Origin of the sequence: Photobacterium swingsii (genome assembly GCF_024346715.1) — a bacterium.
GTDB classification, from domain to species: Bacteria; Pseudomonadota; Gammaproteobacteria; order Enterobacterales; family Vibrionaceae; genus Photobacterium; species Photobacterium swingsii.
Window position 1 is genome coordinate 1134617 of the sequence record NZ_AP024853.1, and the last position, 22766, is coordinate 1157382.

Below are 22766 nucleotides of genomic sequence, written 5' to 3' on the forward strand. Positions count from 1 at the left end.
ATAATGAGCCAAGCGCCACAAAGGGGTGACATTAAATCAAATGTGATTTGTATCGATTATAGTTTAGATGAAACTGTAGTCGGTACATTTTATGAGATTGAAATACCTTACCTCATTTCTATCTCATCCTACTGAATACACCCAATTATAGTGACGACTCCCAAGCACTTTTCAGAGTAGAAAATAGCTTTCTAACTACACTCTACAATCACTTTTATTCATATAAAAAACACAATACTCAACGAAATACCCTTACTCTAGGTGCGACATTAGTTTTTTACTTCAATATAACCAAGTGCTTCAGATTAATTAACCATCTATTATTGTTTACTCTATCGCCTATTTATAAAGCAATCAGCAATGCATTGATATTATAGAGAATTAACTGGCAATTAATACTTTAGGGTTATAGTATTCAAGCCCTATTCAGCAAGTATAATTGAAACTAGATGCATCAACATATATGGAATGGATACCCCAAATGAAATGTAACTGTACTCAAGTGAAACGTATTCGTCGCAACTTCTGGCAACGTTTAATCTATACCTCGATTCATCAGTGCCAACAATGCGGAAAATTATTTAAATTATAAACCGCACGCATATTGCTTTACGTCAAACCAAAGGCCAAGTAAATAGCGAACAGCCCCTTGCTGATACTCTCTAATGACCACTTTTCATCAGCAAGTTAAGAGCACGACAGCAAAAATGTTGTGACCGAGTTTAGTGCTTTGTTCATTTAGTATAATGAGACCAAAAAGAGCGCAGAATAATCTCTGCGCTCTTTTCATTTATTTTCTCAAAGACAATTTCTACACATTATCGTCAACTAAGCTATGGTCATCTTGTTGAGCGGAGTGATCATCATTGTCATAGGATGAGCTATCATCCATCACATCTATGCCGCTATCTCTGTTGTCACCCTGCGTCCAGTCACCGCCTTGGCTATCCTCACCCGGCATCCCATGAGGGTTATCTTGCGCTTTTTGACCTGACTGCATGGCGTGCGCGTCATCAACATCAATAACTATCTCGCCCGTCGCGCCATCAACAGGCTCTCCGATATCTGTCTGGCCTTCGAAAGTTACCGTCGTTGTCCCTTCATGCTCATCGGAAAGTGTCATGGTTACAGGACGTGATAAATCGCCACTCACGGTATATGAACCATCATCATTCATAATACCGTTTGATATGGTGGCCCCTTCTGGCAACTGACTAATTTCAACTTGATCAACATCGGGATTATCAGCAACCTCATCAGGGATATCGACCCGTATCGTACTACCTGGTGCTGCAGTCACATCTGCGTCTTCTGGCTGACTCTCTTCTGCTGCAGCTTCGGTTTGATCACCCTCAGCGGTTCGCGTTTGCGTATCGACATCTTTTGCTTCGGGCTCGGTCAAAGGGACTTCAGGGGCAGGGGCAGGGGCAGCGTCAGGATCGCGATACTCATCCACCGTCAGGGTTAAATCATGCTGTGTTTTACTTTCGCCATCAGAGGTGGTGACATCGAGTTCAAGGTTTCCATCAAACTCTTCATCCGTCCAGAACATCCAGCCACCCTCACCGTCTTCGATTAAGGTGCCAGCTTCACCATGGTAATCCACGGCAGCCACATCAAGGCTGCCATCAAGTCCCAGCGAGGCCAAAATATCACTTGAGGTTAACTCAAGCGCTCCATGTTCATTGAGCATCAATGACGATTCAGGTTCAGCGACATTCACATTAAAGTGGCTGCGAATACTTTCTTGTCCATCAGAGGCGATAAAGGCAATTTGCGCTTCACCGCTGAATCCCTCAGCTGGCGAGAAACTGTACTCTCCCTCACCCTTTGTTTCTAATATGCCTTGCCCTGAGATTAGCTGCACAGACTCTATGCTCAACGTATCGCCATCAGCATCAGACAGTTGCGCCAATAGATCTCGGTCATCAAAGGTTAAGGTATTGCCTACATCAAGGTCTGTTGTGGCGATACTGTCTACCTGTGGTGATTCATTATCTGGCCCTTTTCCTCCCTCATCTTTGCTTGGCTTATCCTCCTTTTGATCCGCTACAGCGATGGTACTTTGCACATCAATCGTATTGCCATCATTTAGCACCTGATAGGCAAAATCGACATCCCCCGTAAAGCCTTCAGCAGGTGTAAACGACCAAGTACCATCATTGTTATCCACCAGTTCGCCCTGGCTGCGATCAATTAAATGAACGCCCTCAACCTCATCTCCTTTGCCCGCTTCTATACCCTCAGCCATAGCCAGTAAATCAGCCATGGATAGCACCAAGGTGTCACCTGCTGTGGCATCAAAATCAGCATACGACTCGGTTGGTTGCGAGATCTGGCTGGAGGACTCTTCACCATAATCGGCCGTTGTCGCTGATACTGTGATAAAGAAGCTGCCTGTAAAGTCTTGAGGCGGAGTAAGTGATAAGTCGTCCATGCTCCATGTTGTGACATCAAGCACTTGGTTTTCTTCTGTAATCACTATGGTATTCACACCATCAGACACTTCAAAACCAACAGGGAAGCCAGTTATGACTAAGTGACTCAGTTGTTCAGACACATCGATCATCTCAACATTTAAGCCAAGTAACCCCGAGGAATCTTCATCAAAAACAAGTGGCCCTTGATGATCCGTCGTGATCACCGCACCGTCAGCGACAGGACGAACATAAACAGGCATCTCCAACATGGTCGTTAAACCATCAGGGTCTTTTACTTCAACTTGCAGCTCAGCCGTACCTGAATAATCTTCTGCGGGAGTAAAGGTCCAACTACCATCTTCATTTTGTTCAACCTTTCCACCTTCTTCTCCTTCGGCTGTAATAATGCGAGAGATCACCAGATCATCACCGTCAATATCACCAAAGAGATCCAGCATATCGTTAGCATTAAAGGTAAAAGCACCATCTTCGTGGGTCGTTAGGTGAGCATTACCGCTGCTAAATGGCGCATCATTAACAGGCAGCACATCCACCTTCATTGCGCCTTCAGTTTTATCATCACCATCAGAGATGGTGTAATTTAGCTCTATTAGGCCATTAAAATCAGGCGGTGTAATAAGATGGTACATCCCATCTTGCTGAAGTTGTAATTGACCATTGGGCGGCTGCTTTAAGGACAGATCTTCTAACGTCAGTTTGTCGCCATCAGCATCGCTGGCTTGTTTGAGGATATAAGCAGGGTCAATCACTAACACTTGATCTTCATCGACATTGAAGTTCAAGCAAGGGGCAACAGGTTCGTCTTCCACAGGAGTGACATCGACAGACACTGTCGCTGTATCCGTCGAGCCATTACCATCAGAAACAGTGTAAGTGAACGAAGCTGGACCGTTGTAATCAGGTTCTGGTGTAAAGACGACATTGCCATCTTCATCAAGGTGTACCTTACCGTGGGTGTCATCCGTCGCTTCAACACTCACGATCGTTAAGGTATCACCATCAACATCAGTGTCATTAAGTAAAAGATCAGCAGGATCGATCACCAATTGACCATCTTCTTCAACTTCAATGGCGCGAGAATTAATGCCCTCTTTAACTTCAACAAGCTGGTCGGTCACATCCAGAGTTTGATCTGCGGTACTGTAATTTAGATCCAAATTCATGGCATGTGTCACTTCACTGCCATCAGCTTGAATCGTCGTCATCTGAATTTCTTCAGACATAGTACGAGACACCGTCATATTCTGCACCACATAGGTGCCATTACTGCCTGTTGTTCCTAGTGTAAAGTGATGCACTGGCACATCTGTGGTAAATACGTATTCATCTTGGTATTCACCCGACTCACGATAACCCCCTTGTGCATCTATGATATTGCCATCAGCATCATAGGCCTTAATCATCACTTCCGTGGCATGGCGGCTGGTTTCATCGAAATAACCACCCAGACCATCCAGTTGGAAAGTAATTTGGTTAACGTCTTCCCCTTCGACTGTAACAGTGAGCATTTCATTAGTATCTAACCCTTGGCGGCTTTGATTACCGATTCCTGCCCCCACATGGCTACCCGCTCCATTCCATGCGGCTAATTCACCTGTATTCACTTGGGTGGTAACAGTCACACCATCTTCTTGATAAACCGCGGTATCGCCATCGACAGTCCCCCAATCTTCTACTTTGGCTTTACCATCAAAGACTTTGGTGTCGGTATTGCTATCAAAGCTACCAATACGAATATCGCGGGTATCAGCTTGGATCTCTTCGGTATTGGGCGTGAACTGCACTTGGGTATCGGCTGGATATTCAATACCGACTACCATGTCAGCCCAATCACCCTCTTCAGTTTGATACTGGACCGAACCATGCTCTGGGGCGGCATCTAAGCGGATCATAGGATCTGAGCCATCAAGGCGACTATCGTCTTGCGCGACAACAGGATCGTTAACTGGATTAACCGTCAGATCTAAGCCTGTCGAAACCGTGTATTCACCATCGGTAACGTCAAACGTCAGCTCTAAATCGCCATTAAAGTTCTCAGCAGGCACTATGGTAAATGAACCGTCTTCATTCGCCGTAACCTGACCAAAGGCCTCTAGCTGTAGGTTCTCAGCCACTAAGGTTTCGCTACTATCAACATCCGTTGTATGCATTAAGAGCTGGGCTTGGCTTAAAGTGATAGAACCATCTTCATCCACACTATAAGCCACATTGTTGCTGACTACAGGGCTGTCGTTTATCGCCAATACATCAACATTCGCTGTTGTTGTCGCCGTTGCCCCCTCTTCATCTTTGACGGTCACATCAATCGCAACGTCACCATCAAAATTGGCATTGGGTGCAAACGAATAACTGCCATCACCATGATTAGTCAGGATGCCATCTTCGCCGCTATAACTCACATCAGCGATAGTGACCTCACCTTCGACATCACTGCTGTTAGCTAATAGTTGCTTGTCATTGAAGGTTAAAATACCGTCTTCATCAACCGAATAGGTCGTCACCCCAGCGACAGGGATATCGTTAACCGCATCGACGGTAATGTCGATATTAGCAGGCGTAGAAACCGTGCCATCATTCACAGTAAAGCTTAAATCCACCTCGCCGTTAAAATTCTCTTTAGGGGCAAAGGTATAGCTGCCGTTGCCATGATCAGTAAAGACACCATCAGCGCCGCTGTAACTCACAGATTCAACCGTTAGATCGTCACCATCAACGTCTGTCGCACCGGCTAGTAGATCGTTATCGGTAAAGGTTAACGTACCATCTTCATTCATGGTAAAGGCTTGATCATCCACCTCGGCAGCATCGTTCACCGCGGTAACAACCAAATTCGCATCTGATGACACCACGCTGCCGTTGTCATCACTGACATTAAAGCTGATCGCCAAATCACCATTCACATCAGCATTTGGTGTAACAACGAAAGATTTGTCGCCTGTGTCGCTGTCTATCACCGTCTTGAAGCTGGCATTGTCAATCTGTAAGTTGGTGACCATCAAGGTATCACCATCAAGATCACTCGCATTAGCCAGTAGCGCTGCTTCAGTAATGATAATTTCACTGTCTTCAAGCGTATTAAATTGCAGCGGACTCATTTCATCAATAACGACAGGGTCGTTGACTGCTGTGACATGAAAATCAAGCGTCGTGGTTGTCGTCGCTGTTTCTGGAGAATCAGATTTTAATGTACTGTCTTCAACCGATGTCGCTGAAATAGTTAGAGCAACATCGCCATTAAAGTGTTCTGCACCTTGAAACGTCAGTTGACTCAAATCCCAACCAGCCACATCAGCACTATCGCCGTCTTCATTGGCCGTAAAGCTATTCACCCCATCAGTCAGCATTGCGCCATAAGGCAAGCCCTCGATCACCAATGATTGTAAAGATTCAGAACCGTCAGTATCGGTGAGTGACGCATCAAGGTTAATCGGTACAGCTTGATCTTCGCTGATCACCTTCTCTATGCGTATTGCATCAAGCAAGCCACCCAAACTGTTATCATCTGGCGAATCAAACTCCAATCGTGGGTTATCTTCTGTCGCAGTAAATTGATAACTATGGTGGTGCCATCCCGTATCAGCTTCAATCAAAGTATCCACCAGCTGACCTTCAAAATACACATCAATCTGAGAATCAGCACCTTCAAAGTGCAAACGCGCCGACATATCAAAGTCTAACGTGACAAGATCGCCAGCTTTCACATCAAGGTTGGTATATAAATTCGATTCATCACCGCGATTGGCTTCTAACTCAATCACGCCGCCACGGTTATCGCCCACGCCGTAGACATAGTCTTGATGAATTTCGATAACATTATTGACGTTATCAGTATGCCAACCAATTAATGCACTATCATGCCCTTGCCCGTATTCCGCTAACGTCATGTCGGTTAAAGAAACGGTAAGAGAGGGCTCATCGGCATCTGGGGTGATGGCCACTGGTGCCGTAAACTCAGCATCAACGGTGCCATCGTTAATCACTATTGTGAGGTTGGCATCACCGCTATAATCTGGGTTAGGCGTATAGATCCAATCACCGTCTACGTTTTGCTCTATGCTGCCGTTTTCATCTGCGGTGATCTTAACGACAGATAACGCATCGCCATCAACATCGGTGGCATTATCAAGTAAAGAAGCTTCGGTAATTTTAATCGAGCCATCTTCATTCACCACATAGGATGTTTCGGTTAATACAGGGGCATCATTAACCGCTGCAAGATTAACGTTCCCCGTCGCCGAGGTAACAGCCCCATCGTTATCATCAACATCAAAAGTGAAGGGCACATCACCGTTGTAATCTGCGGTTGGCGTAAAGGTAAAGGTGCCATCTTTATTATCAACTAAGCTACCGTATTGCTCATCAATCTGGAGATTTAGTGCCGTCAGATTTGTACTATCGACATCCGATGCATTTTGCAGCAGCATCGCTTGCGTGAAGTGAACCGTATTATCTTCGTCACCCTCAATCACGGTCTCAGACACGGTGGCGGCATCATTGACGGCGGCAAGATCGACCTTGCCAGCAGCAGGAGTGATAGCACCATCGTTGTCATCCACATCGAAGGTAAATGGCACTTCGCCGTTATAATCATCGGCCGGTGTGAAAGTAAATGTACCGTCTTTATTATCAACAACATCACCAAAGGCGGGATCAATAGTCAGGTTCACCGCCGTTAACTGATCACTATCAATGTCAGTGGCATTTTCTAACAACATGTCTTGGGTAAATACGATGCTAGTATCTTCTGTGCCTTCAATCAGGGTATCCGTCACCACCGCCGCATCGTTCACATTCTCAACTTGAACTTCGAAGGTTTGCGATACGGTTTCAGTATCGAAATCATCTTCAACGGCAAGCTCTTTCGTCTGCGCATTGGCGACATCAACTTGGAAGGTTTCACTGGTTGTTGCCGTATCAAAATCTTCAGCCTTCGATTCTGCAGCAGCAGGACTTACGCCACCACCCGCCCCCGATTGCTGCTCTGCACCTTGTTGCGAGGCTTGATTTTGTTCTGATGATGATTCATCACTCTTCGCCCGTTCACCACGCGAACTGCCGCCTCCAACAGCCTGCGCCCCCACTCCACCGCCACCACCAGTCTCTTCGCCATCTCGGCCATTATCTAACGGTGACGTGTCACCTTGCTTTTCACCACCGCGCGGCCCGCTTTGCTCTTCCTCTTTAGACTGGCTCTCTTCTGCGCGACGCTGCCCACTTCGGCCACTCTGTTTAGCAGCCCCCGCACCATCATCAGAAGCCATGTTTGCTTGGGTATTTTGATCAGCTGATTCTGCTCCCGTCGCCGTTGTTGAAGCCATGGTGCTTTGCTGATTTTGCCTGTCCTGAGCACGGTGTTCATCGGTGCTTTCATCTGGCGTCGCATTATGTTCAACCGCATCATTGAGCGTGTTGTCTTTTGCGTCATGCTGGTCTTGATGTTTGTTCTTTGCCATCACTGGCCTCCGTGCTCATGTCAGTGTTCGCATACAAAGTAAATTTCCCTTTATAAAATTAAGAACAGCCTTATTGCTTTGGCAAATATCTACACAGCAAAAATATGATAAATGATAAAAGCTAGAAGTTACGCACACTTACCGTCAATAAAACGACACTTTTACAGATGAGATATTGATCAATAAATGGCAAATCGATCACAGGATTTGTCTTGAATTATGGTCAAACCTCAACCATACATTATGAATAGAGAAACCCGTTTATCGCTCTAAAACTGAATAGATAAAAGACCAAAAGGAATGGCACTATGATTAACTTTGATGCATTTAGCGACTCGATGGACGGTGATGACGACATGATGTCGATGATTATAGAGCTGTATAACGAAGAGCATGGCAACGATATCCAAATGATTCAGGAAAAGTATGCCAACAGCGACATGGACGGTTTATTTCATACCGTGCATTCTCTCAAAGGCGTACTGCTCACTTTATGTGAAGAAAATGCTAGCGAGCAATTTGAAACAATCGAACGCCTCTGTAAACAGGGAGAGAAGCCCGATGCGCAGCTGATTGAGGATGTATTGAGTGAGATGGTCAGAGTGAATCAACAAATCGCCGACCACGGCCTAGCAAACTAACATCGTTACCCTGTTACAGCACAAGACCAGCTACAGCACGAAACCAAAATCGATAAATTGTCCTCAGCATCTTATCGGCGCGTGGTTATAACGGAGGCGTGATACAAGGAGCGATTGCGTGGGCATTGAAAATCACATCAAAAAGGCACTGATCGAATCGAAACATAACAAGGCGCAGGATGCCGATAATTCGATCTACATCAAAAGTGCAATGACAACAGTACATAAGTCTTTATTGTTCTTGTTCATCGCCCTGCTATTACTGATTGTTTTAGCCTCGCGGGCACAAATAGACATTGTGGTTTCATCCCGTGGCGAGATGTTACTTGATTCAGATATTGAACGTGTCCAGCATTTAGAAGGCGGGATTTTAGATACCTTGTTAGTCAAAACAGGGGATTATGTGTATGCAGGGCAGCCTATTGCGCGCTTAAAATCGGTCGATCGTGATACACAGTTTCAATCGGCCACATTAGATATTGTCGGTTTAGAAATGGACATCGCCCGATACCAAGGGCTAATGGAGCAAACGAAACCAGACTATACTGCTTTTACAGCCTACCCAGAGCTCGTGTCTCAACACCTTGAGTCTTGGTACAAAGAATTCCAAAAGAACACCTCAAATCAAGAGCTCATCGAATTAGACATAGATCATAAACAGCGCTTGATTGATTCGATGAAAAAGCGGATCAGCAGTTCACGCAAACAGCTTGGCTTGATCCGAAAACAGCTTTCAATCAAAGAAACTTTGTACAAAGAAGAAATGGCCTCGTATGTCGATGTGCTTAACATGCAGGTACAAGAAACCAATATGTTGCGCGAGATAGAAAACCTAGATGAAGCCGTTATGACAGAGCAGTTCCAATCAGCTCGGTTAGAAAAGCAACTCAACGACACGATTGCCAGTCGAAATGCGGGTTATCAAGCCCAAATTAATCAACTAGAAAAAGATCGTTCACTCAAACAAGCACAACTGCCTCAACATGCCGATAAAGTTGATCGTCTCACCGTTTACTCGCCCGTTGATGGCGTCGTGGACAAGGTACATTTCAATTTCAAATCCGCCGTTATTCCCCCCAACGAAAGCATTGCTGATATTGCGCCTATTCGAAATAGCTTGCACGGCGAAGCTAAAATACCCAAAAAAGACATGGGGTTTGTCGAAATAGGCCAAGAGGTCAAATTGAAATTCGATACCTATAACTTCGCTAAGTACGGCTTTATCACAGGCACAATCGATTCCATCAGCCGCTCATCGTACAAAGAAGAAGAAAACGAGTTCTACATTGCCAAGATTTCAATTCAGCAAGATTTTCTCGAAAAGTCTGGAGCAACTTACACCTTATCGCCATACATGGAATTTACTGCCGATATCAAAACCGGCTCTCGCTACGCGATTGATTACGCCCTAAAACCAGTAATGAGCGCCATGGAAGACGCATTTGATGAGAGGTAACACAGAGTGAAGATCGCTAAAACAACAATCACGCGTTTATCCATCGTTTTACTTCTTGGATTTGTTAGTGCTCAAGCATTTATTGGTTGGCAATGGGTAACGAATAACAAAGCGCAGTCACATGCAATGCAATCTCCGCTATTGCAGAGTTCGGATAAATTAGTCTCACAATCTGAGCTATTAATGCATGCATCCTTAGTGTGCAAAGGCCAAATGTGTTCCCCCTCACAACCGCCCATGCAACCTTTAATTCGCACATTACAAAGTGACATTACCACTTTTAAACAACTGGCCGCCGCAGAAAAATCGCAAATAAGTTTGGTTGGTAATGTGGTATATCCACAGCTCGCAATTACGCTAGAACGCTTTATTGCGACAGAAGATACCATTCAATTTCAACAAGGGTTATTAGCCAGCTATAGCACACTGCAAATGGCCCAGAAAAACTTACTCGCCGTAGTCTTATCGGGCTATCAGTCTCGCCAACAGCAACTATTTCATCAGGCGCTCTTTGTTTTTGCACTTGCCGTGGTGACTGCGCTCGGTCTGCTCTTCTTACTGCGGCACAGCAAGCAAGCGAGTCATCATGCCGTCCAGGTCGATCACGATATTCTTCAGCTTGCGACTCAACTGGAAAATATCGATGCACAAGGCATCCAAGCTAAGCTCAATAACCTCAATACTACCCCTGCTGAGCGACGTATTTTCGCCAACTTGGCTTCTATGTACCAAGATGTTGAATTTCAAAAACGCAATGCTGATTTATATCGTCAGCTTTACGCGCTCATCGGCTATGAAATTCGTGGCATGACCAACACCATTCAAGGCGGGGTGCGCTTAATCGCCCAGGACGCTGGCGAAAACGGTGCTGTGATGGCGCGCGATATTACCCTCGCAACCAATACACTGTCAGATTTAGCGGATAACTATAACCGCCTTATCTCGGGTGGGAACAAAGCACAAACCGGCAATGTTAATTTCTTGCCTTTTATGTCTGAACTTATTGTGCACCTAACCGCTAAAACACAGCACTCACAGCGCACCTTTGAATGCCGTTTGCACGATAATTTACCTGAAGTGATTGAAGGCAATGCCACTAGTCTGTTTTGGGTCCTTTTCCTGCAACTTTCCAATGCCATTTCGGCCCAAAACGATAAATACTTATTACTGAATATTCGCACCGAAGCGGCAGAAGAAGTCGAACAAACACGCTTGGTATTTGAAATAGTATTCTTGCCAACCAATGCTGTGAACCTAGCCGATATTCAAGAGGCGCAGTGGGAAGCTGTTGACGAAAAAAGTGGCATTAACGATGAGTGGTCAAAAGCGATTCTAACTAAAGTAAATCGCTTTGCATCCTCGTGGTTTCAAGCGCCAGCCCCGAATTTACCAGCCGATGGCGAGGGTATAAGCCCAACCTTGCCGCCCTTTCAAAAACTGCATATCGGCATAGATATCACACCAAAGAGTTTCTATCGCATAGAGCGTTCGCTAGACAATAAGCGCGTCATGGTGTGTACCGACTCTTCCTTGCAGATTGATATTATGACGCGCATGCTCGAGCAATATGGGGCAAAAGTACAAGTTGTTCGAGCAGCTAACGACATTTTCAAATCGTTACCAACCATAGGTGAATACGATGCCATTATTATTACCGACACCTTAAAAGGCATTCAGCTTAAATCATTTTGTAAGACACTCCATTCGCGCCTTAAAAAAGCCGCCAAAACCAAACTCTTCTTGGCCGCTTCTGAATCTAGCACAGTGCAAGACACCCACGAGTATGTTGATCGTGTGTTCTACACCCCACTGATCCCGTATGAACTGATCCCGAACTTGACCGAAGCCATGCAGGTTGCGGAGGAAGCCAATGTTCAAACGCAAAACACCTTCCTGATTGTTGAAGATGACCGCGTTCAACAGTTCCTATTGAAAAAACTATTAAGCAAGCAAGGGTATGAGGCTCACACCGTCAGTGATGGTGCCCAAGCCGTTGAGTATATGAAAGAGCACGGTGCAGACATCGTCTTTATGGACTGTATCATGCCGGGCATGGGCGGTATCGAAGCTACCAAACTTATCCGTCAACGGGAAGATGAAATGGATATCCATCAACCCGCCACCATCATTGGTGCAACCGCACTTACCAGTGCGAGTGAACACAAGTCATGTATTGAAGCAGGGATGGACTATGTCATCAGTAAGCCGTACAAAAGTGATGAAATCATCAAAGTTATTAAAAAATACATGGCCATTCAAAAGATCTGTTAACACCACATCAGCTCTATCTTGTGCGCTTGTTAGCCTAACTCTCTTGAGCTTTGGGGTTTCCTCCTATTCGCAAGCCGCCGACTTACTGGAGGTAGTCGATAGCGCGTTACAACAAAACCTGTCTTTGAGCAGTGCTGAAACGCGCTTGAAATCATCGCAATATGATTTAGACATTAACCGAGGCAAATTTTTACCCTCACTCGACCTGTCAGCCAATACACGATGGAACGACAGTGCGACTCACCAAGAAACAGGCGGCGAAGCCAATAACCGCTACAATAATCACGGCGTTAATGTGACGCTCTCGCAAACCCTGTTTGACCTTGGTGATCTCTACTCGCAAGCTAGCACACAGGTAAGTGTGGATACTGAAACACTCCGCACAGAGCAAACTCGTCAATCGATTATTCGAGATGCCTCCACCACCTATTTCGAATACCTAAAGAACAATGCACAAATTCGTGCCACCCAAGCAGAATACGACTCATCAGCCGCCCGTCTGACATTCATTACCCGCAATGTCGAACTCGGCAATGTCGCAGGCACAGAAAAATATGAAGTCATGGCGCAAAAAGAAAAAACCGCGAACACCCTGCGCAGCTTAAAAAAAGACCAGCGTGTCATATTAACTAAGCTTGAAAATATTGTTCAGCAGCCGCTCAATCCTGACTATGATTTACAATCAACGATTCAATTCAATGAAATCACGGCCACTCGCCAACGCCAACTTAACGAAATCATGTACACCTCAGGCTATGATTTACTGATTGCCCAACAAGAGGTAAAAAGAAATCGTCAGTCATTAAAAGAAACTGGAGCCACCTTCGCACCATCATTAAAAGGCAGTGTGGGTTATACCTACGACAACACCAATGATGCTTCAGCCAATGTGTTTCCCAATAACGGCACCACAGAAGAAGCGGTTTACACCCTAACCTTGGATGTGCCTATTTTTAATGGCGGAAAAGACTATTACCGCTATGAACAAAACAAGGTCAATATCGAGCGCGCTGAAATTGACCTGCAAGACAGCAAGCAACAAAGCCAACAAGCCTTTGATACCTTTATTTACGACATTAACGATTACTCCGCTTCGCTACGTAGCCTCACAACCATCATTCAAGCTAATTACGCCTCGTATAAAGGTATTCAGAAAGCCCATAAACTCGGAACGCGCACTATTACCGACTTACTATCCGCCGAGAGCAAACTCTTTAGTAGTATCCGTGACTATGAAAACGCGCGATACGATTACATCATCGCCTTGGTGCAACTCAACGAATTAATTGGCAATTTAAACCTAAGCACCATAGGCAAGATTGCGGCGCAAATGTCGCCGACCAGTGATAGCAAAACCGATTCGCCAATTCCTCTTCACCTCTTGGCTCAATAAAGGAATAACACATGAAAAATCCTTTATTTACACGAAAAATTAGCCCGTTAGATAAGCTATACCTGATTTTTTCAACTGTAATGACAACCTTACTTGGACTTGTTTTACCGTTTTCGATTCTGATCATCTTTGATCGTATTCTGCCCAACCAGTCGACCAATTCGTTAATGCTGTTATTTGGGATTATCCTGACGGCCATTTTTCTTGATTACCAATTAAAGCGGCAAGAAGAACATCTGGTCTCGGTGATCATGAAGCGCTTTGAAAGCCAGCTCACTAATCGTGTTTTTATGGCTATTTGTGCCGCTAATATCGAACGTTTCAATCGCTTAGAGATGGGAGAATACCTAGAACGCATCGCCACAATTCCAGATATAAAACAATTCTTCGGGGGCGAATCAGTCAAGGCAATGATCAATGCTGGCACCAGTATTATCACCATTTTGATCATCTTTCTGATTAACATGTGGGCGGGATTAGCACTTATTCTCGCCTCAGGTATCTTATTCGTTACTGCTAAATTTCTCGCCCAGAAACGCGTCACAATCTTATCGCAACGTTCGGATATAGAAGGATTAACTAACTCTAAGATCATTGAGATTGTTTCCAACCCTCTAGATATTAAAAGCCGCACCATGGAATACCGTGTCGAAAGTGTCATGGTCGAAATGATCCGTGAACGCGAAACCCAAAGCATTGCTTATGAACGACTTGAATCCTCATTTAATCTCACACTGAACCTGATCCAGCAGCTGTCAGTCGCTATTGTTGTCGTACTTTGTGCGCGCGCAGTGATCAACCTAGAGATCAGCCAAGGGGTGATGGCCGCCGTTATTTTGCTGACTAACCGCTACTTCGCGCCCTATCAACAAGTGATGCGAACACTCAGCCGTTGGCGCGTCAATCAACTTAATATTGCCCGCATCGCAGAGCTTCTCGATTTAGCATCGACTCATCCCCCATTAGATTCAAGCCACCAGCGTGCTGACAATCAGGTTCATGATGATGTCCTTACGACAGATGCAAACAAAGAATCCGATCTCCCCCTGCCAATCAGTATTATCACAGTTGGTACTGCCGATACGATGGTAATAGAAAATCACATCGCAGAGGATCATGCCAACTCACTCCAGCAACCTTCTGTTTCAGCAGAACAGCTTCAGCTGACAACAGGACATATCCACCTACTCACAGGGCCGAGCGGGAGCGGAAAAAGTCATCTTTTACGCTGTCTGACACGTGATACTCACAATGACAATCTCACCATTAATGTGAACCAGCACACGTTTGATGACATCGGCTACGCACAATGGCGTAATCACATCATCAAAGTTGATAAAAACACCTCACTGGTTGAAGGATCTATCATTGATAACCTAACCTGCTTTCAATCACACCTGAACAGCGCGGCCTTTTCACTTTGTGAAAACCTCGCCATTAAAGACAAGATCGATGGCTTAAAGAATGGTTTTTATACCCAAATATCTAGCCATTCTCAGCTGCCTTTCTCGCGTCAGGTTTTATTCGCTTTATTGGTAGTTCGTGCACTGCTCAGTAACAAGTCAGTCTTAATGATTGACGATATTGATATGGTGTACGACGAACAATTTGGTCGCCTTTTACTGGCGTGCATCGCGCCAAAAGCAAACAATTTTATCTGTGTCATTGTGAGCAACAAACTAGGGCAACTCGACAGCCGTTTGGTGAAGCATAAATTTGAGAAAAAGGTGGCTGCATGAGTGTATTGATTGACTTTAGCAATACCGAAGAACGGCTAAGCGACTTTGGTTCAGCCAAATTTAAAGAACGTTACAATGGCTCGCCCACCATTCTGGGGATCGCCTATACCTTGATCACGCTGCAATGGGAGGGGACGCCCGATATTTTAACCGATGCTTTTGTGCCTCAGGCTAAAGACATCGACAGCTTTGCCTGCACCTTAACGCGGTTAGATTACGAATGTAAAACCCATCAACTTGACACCATGACGAAGCTGGAGCGTATTTCAGTGCCCGCCTTTGTTGAATTCAATAATGTCTGCACTATTTTCCTTGGCGTTGAAAATGGCTTAGCCAAACTCTTTGACTATCGCAATAATGTCTTAATTGAACATGCTCTAACCAACGACGCCTGCACGGTTTGCGAAATCTCCGAGTACTCAAAAATTTTCCGAGAGCCACCACCTGAATCTCAGGATAAATCGAACTGGATAAAATACGCGTTTTATCGTTATAACAATGAAGTGAAAAGCTTGATGATTCTTAGCTTAATCATCAATATTCTTGGGGCGATGCAACCATTTTTTATCATGGGGGTATACAGCTTTGCCCTCACATCGGGATCGGAAACCACCCTCTTTTGGCTCACAACTCTCGCCCTTTTCTTAGCCGCTTCTGAATATGGTTTTAAGCGTATTCGCATGAATATCCTTGCTACCTCGGGCAAAGATCTAGCGACCCATATTTCGAAAAATGTCATCAGTAAGTTGCTGTGGTTACCCTATTCCATGACCTCTTCTGCGGGCGTATCGTCTCAGCTAGCGCGACTCAAAGACATCGACCAACTGCGGAAACTGGTTACTGCCGAATCCACGCTTAGCTACTTTGACATGCCCTTTGTGATTATCTTCATCTTGGCAATCACGATTATTTCAGGTACCGCAGCACTCACTGTGTTAGCAGGGATTGCGTTAATGCTGCTGTTTTGTGTCTATTCACGCTACATCTATACGCAGGCAACCTCAAAAAGCTCGCGGGCCAATGCCATGGTATCTTATCAATGGAATGAGTTACTCCGTAGCATCAGCACCATTCAAGGTTTGCCATTAGTGCGAGTGATCCGCTCACGTTTTCACGCAGCGCACAATCAAAGCCTAGAAGATGCCAAGGGGGTATCGGTCACCAACGGTAGAATACAAGCCATGGGACAAGGGCTCATTCAGGCGATAGGAACTGCCAGTATCGTTACAGCAGTATTAGGGGTAATGGCTGGTAAAACCGATGCGGGCGCTATGCTGGCAATCATCATTTTGGTTTGGAAAGCACTTGGCCCTATTATGGGAATTTATAACTCCATTACCAAATTCAAAACAATTAAAGCCGCGAGTGCGCAAATCAATGCCTTGATGTCTTTAAATGACGATAGAACACAACAAGAGAGTAGCCCTCCAATTCGTCGTTTCAAAGGTAACATCACCGTCAGTGGTCTTACCCATCGTTACCAAGGCTCACCAACAGGACTAACAAACTTGGCCTTTACGGTATCGGCTGGTGATAAGATCTCTATTTCAGGCATGTCAGGCGCAGGGAAAACCACATTACTGAGTATCTTAGCGGGGTTAGAGGAACGCTATCAAGGCAATGTGTTGCTAGATGGCTATAATATCAAGCAGTTCAATAACTTCCGTTACCGTAAAGCCATCAACTATATCCCTTTTAATCTGCATATTTTTGAAGGAACGCTAGCATCAAACTTCATTATTCATGATGGCGTAATCGCGCGCCATCAAATGGAAGAGATCATCGACTTCTTCGATTTACACCCTTGGCTTCCTCAAGGACTTGAAACACCGATGTCATCGGAATATGTCGAACAACTTCCTAACGGCGTACAACAACTACTACGTATGGCACTGGGGCTGGGGTGCTGCGATCAAGGTGTGATCATTATTGATGAACCCTTTGTGGGATGTGAAAAAGAATACGTAAAATACATCAACAAACTCTTTACCGAGAAACTGGCCAATGCAACGGTCATTTTCACCACCAACGACAAATCCTACATTGCCGCTTCCAGCAACTGTCTGTTACTCGATCATGATGGTTCCCAAAAGTATTTTGGTTTCCCAGATAAGGTTATTCAAACCATTAAGGGGTAAAACGACTAATCATACTATGACGGGTCATGCCCATAAAAAAGACCGCGAATTCAGCGGTCTTTTTACTGTTAGCTTTGTTCCATCCACCTTATGGCGACTGAGCTATATACTGGAGGCTAAAACGCACTACATGCGGTGTACTGCACAGATCTTGTTACCCGCGGGATCACGGAGGTACGCAAGATACAATTTCATCAGGCTGCCTTCTCGTTCACCAGGAGGCTCTTCACATGTTGTCCCCCCATTTTCAATGCCCGCTGTATGCCACGCATCGGCGATATCGGCACTTTTTACTGAGAAACCGATAGTACTGCCATTGCCATGGGTCGCTGGCTCACCATTAATTGGTTTAGTGATTGAAAAAATGCCTGTTTCTGTCACATAGAAGCAACGGCCTTTTTCATCCATCACCCCTGGCTCATACCCTAATGCAGCAAAAGTCGCATCATAAAATGCCTTCGACTTTTCCATATCATTGGTACCTATCATTACGTGACTGAACATAGAACTCTCCTTGTGAAACTGATTACAAACACACTAAATATTCACGACTCAGCGGCTAAACTATATTTTGTTAGCTCATGAGTAGCCAAATTGCGACACCAAACATCAAACTTCCCGCGATTCTGTTCATGGTTTTGACGTTTTGTTGATTCATCAATAATCGCCGTAATGCCTTTCCACCACTGGCATAAATCGACATACAAACAAACTCAGAGATCATAATAATGCCAACAAGCAACGCCAACTGCGGCGCAAAATCTAGCTTTGAATTAATGAAAGGGGGTAATAATGAAATCATAAATGCCCACCCTTTCGGGTTGGCTATCGCTGTAATAAAGCCTTGGGCTACTAACCCTAAATTCGATGATTGTGATGTCTGTAAATTATCATCACTCAGTGCCATTTTGCCTTTCGACTGCCACATTTGTAGACCAAGATAGGCCAGATACATAGCGCCAACGGTTTTAAACACCACAAACAGCCAAGGCATTTTGATCATAACAGCCGCAATACCCAATACTGCGCTAATAGCAACAAGGGCAACACCCACTACCTCACCAAGCATCATCCACAGGGTTCTGCGAAATCCAATACTCATGCCCAAACCTAGAGCCAATGTCATGCACATGCCGGGGGTTATCGACACAAAAAAGAAGGTTGGTATAAACACCAACAACACGCCATATTCCAATCTTATGCTCCTGCAAGTAACGAGTTACTAGCACCACTGTAACCATATTTCACTTGTTAACCAATAGCTAAGAGGTATATCAATACACAGCCTTATAACACGCAGGGGGAAATCAGCAGGGGAAAAACGCCTGTAAAAATGCCGCTTTACACATGCAGTATAAAGCGGCACTTTCTCGTTACGCGTCTTACAATAAGAGGCGTCTTTTATAATGGCCGTTATTATAAAGAACGGTTATGGCGAATCTTCCATTCAAGCACATAACCATACAGCGCAGGAATAATGAGCAGCGTCACCAACATTGAAATCACACAGCCCCAACCAACAACCAAGGCCATCGGTGACATGAAATTATCATAACCGCCAAGTCCATAAGCCAAGGGAACCAAACCCACGACAGTTGTGATAGTCGTTAATATGATTGGTCTTACACGACTTTTCGTGCCTTTAATAATGAATGCCATGACATTATCGTGGTCCAGCTCTGCAAGAGTGGAACGAAAATGCCAAATAAGCACTAGACTGTTATTCACCATCACCCCAATCAGCGCAATCATCCCAATGATAGAGAAAAAGCTGAGCACTTGATTATGCAAGAACAAAATAAACAATGCCCCACTGACACCAAAAGGCACAACTAAAAGCACTAACAACCCTTCGATCACTCGGTCAAACAGTAACAACAATAATACGCTGATCCCTGCTAATGCCATTAAGATTGCCACAGCGAACCCTTGCTCAGCTTGTGCGGTTTCAAAGATTTGACCTGCCGCCACTAAACGAGCGCCTTCATAGTCTTTACCCGCAAATTGTATTTCAACCTGTTCAAATACTGAGCTTGGATCCGTCAATGCTGCATCAACCCCCGATGACACTCGTATCACTCGCTCACCGTTATAGTGTGTGATTTGCGATGCCGATGTGGTGTCTACCCAACGGATCAACTTACTTAGCGGCACTAGCGATCCATCACTAGCACGCACCATCAGGTTATTAAGCTCGTCTAACGTTTTATCGTCTTCTTCTAAGCTAACGCGAAAAAAGACTTCCTCTTCACCGTTAAAAATACGCGAGACCCGTTCACCTTCAACAGCGTACTTGATCACACCACCAACTTGAGCGGCTGTAATACCGTAATAATTTAGCCACTGGTATTCCAACTGAGCTTCTACCCGCGGCTGGCTATCGTGCAAATCGCGGTTCACCCGTTTCGTCCCAGGGACAGTTTCAAGGAAAGCGACAAGATCATCAGCCAACGCATTGCGTCCCTCATCACTCCCACCAACCACTTTGATATCAACAGGTCGTCCCGCAGGTGGTCCACCACCGTCAATATCAAATTCAATTTGAGCAAGGCCTGCAATTCCTTCCCCCGCCGCTTCCCACTCTTCAACAATGTCATCCGCCGTTCTGTCACGATCATTAACAGGCGTTAATGAGATAATCCAATAACTATTGGGAGTCCCCACTTCGCCGTACCAGCTCGAAACTTCTTCGGTTTCACCGATTAAGGCTTCTAGTTGTTGAGTGCGTTGCCACGCTTGATCCAAGGATAATTCAGGGTCGGTTTCTGCAGACACTTCAATTAAATAGGCGCCATCTTCAGGGAAAAATAAATAGCTAAGTTGCTGATAAGAAAAGCCCCCCACACCCACACACAATATTACGGCAATACTCAGCACTCGCTTGCGCTGGGTAAGTACCCATTCAATCGCATGATTCACATGGCGGAAGTTTTCTTTGCGTTTACTCACCCATTGCGTGTTATTCGTCAATACACCTTGCAAATGAGCAGGTATAAAAAACAAGGCATCCACAAAGGAGAAACACAAAGCAACAATAACGGTCAGTGGAATGACATACATCATTTGACCGCTGTCCCCAGGCAAGAACAACAAAGGAATAAAGGCAATCATGGTACTGAGAATACTGGCAGTGATAGCAGGAAATACGGCTTTGATCCCCTTCACAACCGCTTCTTCAATTGGAAAACCTTCTTCAACAAACGCAATGATCTTGTCACTGACGACAACAGCATCATCAACGATGATCCCGATAATCAAAATCAGAGCTGATAATGTATAGGCATCAAGAATTTGTCCTAACGCAGGTAACACCGCTAAGGTGCCGAGTAAACACACAGGAATAGACACTGCGACCCAAAAAGCAATGCGCTTTTCAAGAAACAGAGCGAGCACAACCAAGACTAGAATTAAACCAACTAACCCATTATTACGAACAATATCAGACTTCGCCTGAATTTCATTCGCAAGATCAAACCCAACATCAAGCGAAAAATCAGCACCAAACTGACGTTCCATTCCTGCTAATAAGTTACGGACATCGTTGGAGGTTTTTAAAACATCCGCTTGCTGATCAGTCCGAAGATCGAAAAGAATACTTTTCTGACCATTTAAAGAGCCATACGCTGATGCTTTTTCAAATGCACTGGTTATTTCCCCTGAAACATCTTTAAGCTGAATGTTGGGTTTGAAGCCAATGAACATGTCCGCCAGCTTCTCAATATTATCCAACTCAGCAACGGTAATCAGCTCTGGGTTATCCTGTAAAAGCGCTAACCGTCCACCACTTATCAGCACATTTCTTTCTGCGATCAACTGCGCGATTTCATCAACCGTCAGGCCATAGCGCTGTAACTGAGTCGGCTCTAAATTAATTAAAAATTCGGGCTCACGTAAATCAATAGGATAAACCTGACCAATCCCTTCAACCCGTCTAAGTGCAAGCTCTACGCTTTTCGCACGAGCGCGCAGCTGCTCATAGGGCAAGTCACTACTGATACCGACGACCATAAAGTCTAAACTGTATGATTTCTCTACTGACAACTTTGGTGATTCAGTCACACCAAGAGGAAGATCTGAGACCCTTGCCAGCGCATCACGGACATCTTGATATACGACATTTGGATCGGCGATACCGGTATTTAATCGAAATTCAATTTCAGATAGGCCCGCTTCCGATACGGAATGAAACTCTTTGATACCAGAAATAGACAGTAACTCTTTCTCCAGTTTACTGGTGACATTACTTTCAACGTCTGACGCAGATGCACCTGGGTACTCGGTTATGATTAAGCCTTCCCCCATATCAAAACGAGGCTTTTCAGCTAGAGGCAGCTGAGTCAGTGCAAATAATCCCAACACAATCAGCACTAACGTTAACAGTTTTGCGGCCAAACGACGCTGGCTAAGCAGCGTTAACAAATATTGCATTGCTATACTCCTTGTTCAGCAATTTCAACACGCGCCTGCATACCCGGTTTAAGTTCACTTTGAGTATTATCAATAATTACTTCAACTAAAAACCCTGGGTCATCCGCTTCAAATGCTGGCGATAAAATATCAACATACCCTTTCACTGATTTATTATTGAGAGCAGGAATAATAACGTTAACGCTATCCCCCTTTTGCGTACTCATAACATCTGACTCTAATAAATAAAACTGTACTTTGACCTGACTCATATCCACTAGCGTGTAGAGTTTTTCTCCTGATGGAATATATTGGCCCAGTTCAATATTTCTTTTTAAAATAACCCCCGAAAATGGAGCCTTAACTTCAGATTTTTCTTTTTCTCGTTGCACCATTGCAAGTTTTATTTTATCAACTTCTACCTGCGCTCGGCTTAGCCGCGTTTTACGATGCTGTTCATCGTAGTCACTCGCCGAAATACCCTTAGTTTTATATAGCGATGAAAAGCGTTGAAGTTGCTTCTCTTGCGTAGTCAATTCATGCTGACTTACTCCAAGCTCAGCTTTAGCAAGCTTAACATTCAATGCGTTATCTTCAATTGACAATTTAACAAGCACTTCGCCTAGCGCAATGCTATCACCTACCTCCTTCTCAAATTTATCAACAACACCTGTTACTTCACTGCTCACAGTAACACTTCTAACGGGTACAAGGCTGCCCATTGCATAGTCTTCAGACGCTGCAAATGGACTAATGACAAATAAAGTAATAACCCCTAAATATTTTAGATATTTATTCATGACAATTTCCTAGTCTTCCTTGGTAAA

General features: G+C 44.7%; 11 protein-coding genes. 6 read left to right on the top strand and 5 right to left on the bottom strand.

All coding sequences use genetic code 11. From position 1 onward, the window contains the following. Positions 1 to 811: 811 nt before the first annotated feature. Positions 812 to 7894, bottom strand: coding sequence for a tandem-95 repeat protein (locus OCU77_RS22405; RefSeq protein WP_107302574.1), 7083 nt, complete (start codon positions 7892 to 7894; stop codon positions 812 to 814). A gap of 308 nt (positions 7895 to 8202) precedes the next feature. On the opposite strand from OCU77_RS22405, the gene OCU77_RS22410 reads away from it, so the two are divergent. The 6 genes from OCU77_RS22410 to OCU77_RS22435 all read left to right on the top strand — a co-directional run bounded on the left by OCU77_RS22410 (position 8203) and on the right by OCU77_RS22435 (position 17532). After that, positions 8203 to 8535, top strand: coding sequence for an Hpt domain-containing protein (locus OCU77_RS22410; protein ID WP_048897451.1), 333 nt, complete (start codon positions 8203 to 8205; stop codon positions 8533 to 8535). A 118-nt stretch (positions 8536 to 8653) separates the two neighbouring features. Beyond that, positions 8654 to 9991, top strand: a complete 1338-nt coding sequence (locus OCU77_RS22415; RefSeq protein ID WP_048897450.1) for an HlyD family type I secretion periplasmic adaptor subunit — start codon at positions 8654 to 8656, stop codon at positions 9989 to 9991. A 6-nt stretch (positions 9992 to 9997) separates the two neighbouring features. Further along, positions 9998 to 12262, top strand: a complete 2265-nt coding sequence (locus OCU77_RS22420) for an ATP-binding response regulator (RefSeq protein WP_048897449.1) — start codon at positions 9998 to 10000, stop codon at positions 12260 to 12262. Further along, positions 12183 to 13655, top strand: a complete 1473-nt coding sequence (locus tag OCU77_RS22425) for a TolC family protein (protein ID WP_048897448.1) — start codon at positions 12183 to 12185, stop codon at positions 13653 to 13655. Before OCU77_RS22420 ends, OCU77_RS22425 begins: the two co-directional genes overlap by 80 nt. 11 nt (positions 13656 to 13666) lie before the next feature. Continuing rightward, positions 13667 to 15394: an ATP-binding cassette domain-containing protein gene (locus OCU77_RS22430; protein WP_244915162.1), complete on the top strand. Its 1728-nt coding sequence runs from the start codon at positions 13667 to 13669 to the stop codon at positions 15392 to 15394. Then, positions 15391 to 17532 (top strand): ATP-binding cassette domain-containing protein, encoded by a 2142-nt coding sequence (locus OCU77_RS22435; protein WP_107302573.1) that lies wholly within the window; start codon positions 15391 to 15393, stop codon positions 17530 to 17532. The genes OCU77_RS22430 and OCU77_RS22435 overlap by 4 nt, the downstream gene beginning before the upstream one ends. 126 nt (positions 17533 to 17658) lie before the next feature. Here the strand turns inward: OCU77_RS22435 and OCU77_RS22440 are convergent, their stop codons facing one another. From OCU77_RS22440 to OCU77_RS22455, 4 genes are all read right to left on the bottom strand, one after another. Next, the gene (locus OCU77_RS22440; RefSeq protein WP_048897445.1) at positions 17659 to 18036 is read right to left on the bottom strand and encodes a VOC family protein; all 378 of its coding nucleotides are present in this window, start codon (positions 18034 to 18036) and stop codon (positions 17659 to 17661) included. Positions 18037 to 18106: 70 nt separating this feature from the next. Then, positions 18107 to 18727 carry a LysE family translocator gene (locus OCU77_RS22445; RefSeq protein ID WP_107302572.1) on the bottom strand — a complete coding sequence of 207 codons (621 nt, stop codon included), beginning with the start codon at positions 18725 to 18727 and terminating at the stop codon, positions 18107 to 18109. A gap of 221 nt (positions 18728 to 18948) precedes the next feature. Then, positions 18949 to 21960, bottom strand: coding sequence for an efflux RND transporter permease subunit (locus OCU77_RS22450; protein WP_048897444.1), 3012 nt, complete (start codon positions 21958 to 21960; stop codon positions 18949 to 18951). A 2-nt stretch (positions 21961 to 21962) separates the two neighbouring features. Beyond that, positions 21963 to 22739 (bottom strand): efflux RND transporter periplasmic adaptor subunit, encoded by a 777-nt coding sequence (locus OCU77_RS22455; RefSeq protein WP_048897443.1) that lies wholly within the window; start codon positions 22737 to 22739, stop codon positions 21963 to 21965. Positions 22740 to 22766 lie beyond the last annotated feature (27 nt).

Excerpts from the sequence above, each read along its gene's own strand:
- OCU77_RS22405 (WP_107302574.1), bottom strand. The coding sequence starts at position 7,894 with ATGGCAAAGAACAAACATCAAGACCAGCATGACGCAAAAGACAACACG.
- OCU77_RS22410 (WP_048897451.1), top strand. The coding sequence starts at position 8,203 with ATGATTAACTTTGATGCATTTAGCGACTCGATGGACGGTGATGACGAC.
- OCU77_RS22425 (WP_048897448.1), top strand. The coding sequence starts at position 12,183 with ATGTCATCAGTAAGCCGTACAAAAGTGATGAAATCATCAAAGTTATTA.
- OCU77_RS22430 (WP_244915162.1), top strand. The coding sequence starts at position 13,667 with ATGAAAAATCCTTTATTTACACGAAAAATTAGCCCGTTAGATAAGCTA.
- OCU77_RS22435 (WP_107302573.1), top strand. The coding sequence starts at position 15,391 with ATGAGTGTATTGATTGACTTTAGCAATACCGAAGAACGGCTAAGCGAC.
- OCU77_RS22440 (WP_048897445.1), bottom strand. The coding sequence starts at position 18,036 with ATGTTCAGTCACGTAATGATAGGTACCAATGATATGGAAAAGTCGAAG.
- OCU77_RS22450 (WP_048897444.1), bottom strand. The coding sequence starts at position 21,960 with ATGCAATATTTGTTAACGCTGCTTAGCCAGCGTCGTTTGGCCGCAAAA.
- OCU77_RS22455 (WP_048897443.1), bottom strand. The coding sequence starts at position 22,739 with ATGAATAAATATCTAAAATATTTAGGGGTTATTACTTTATTTGTCATT.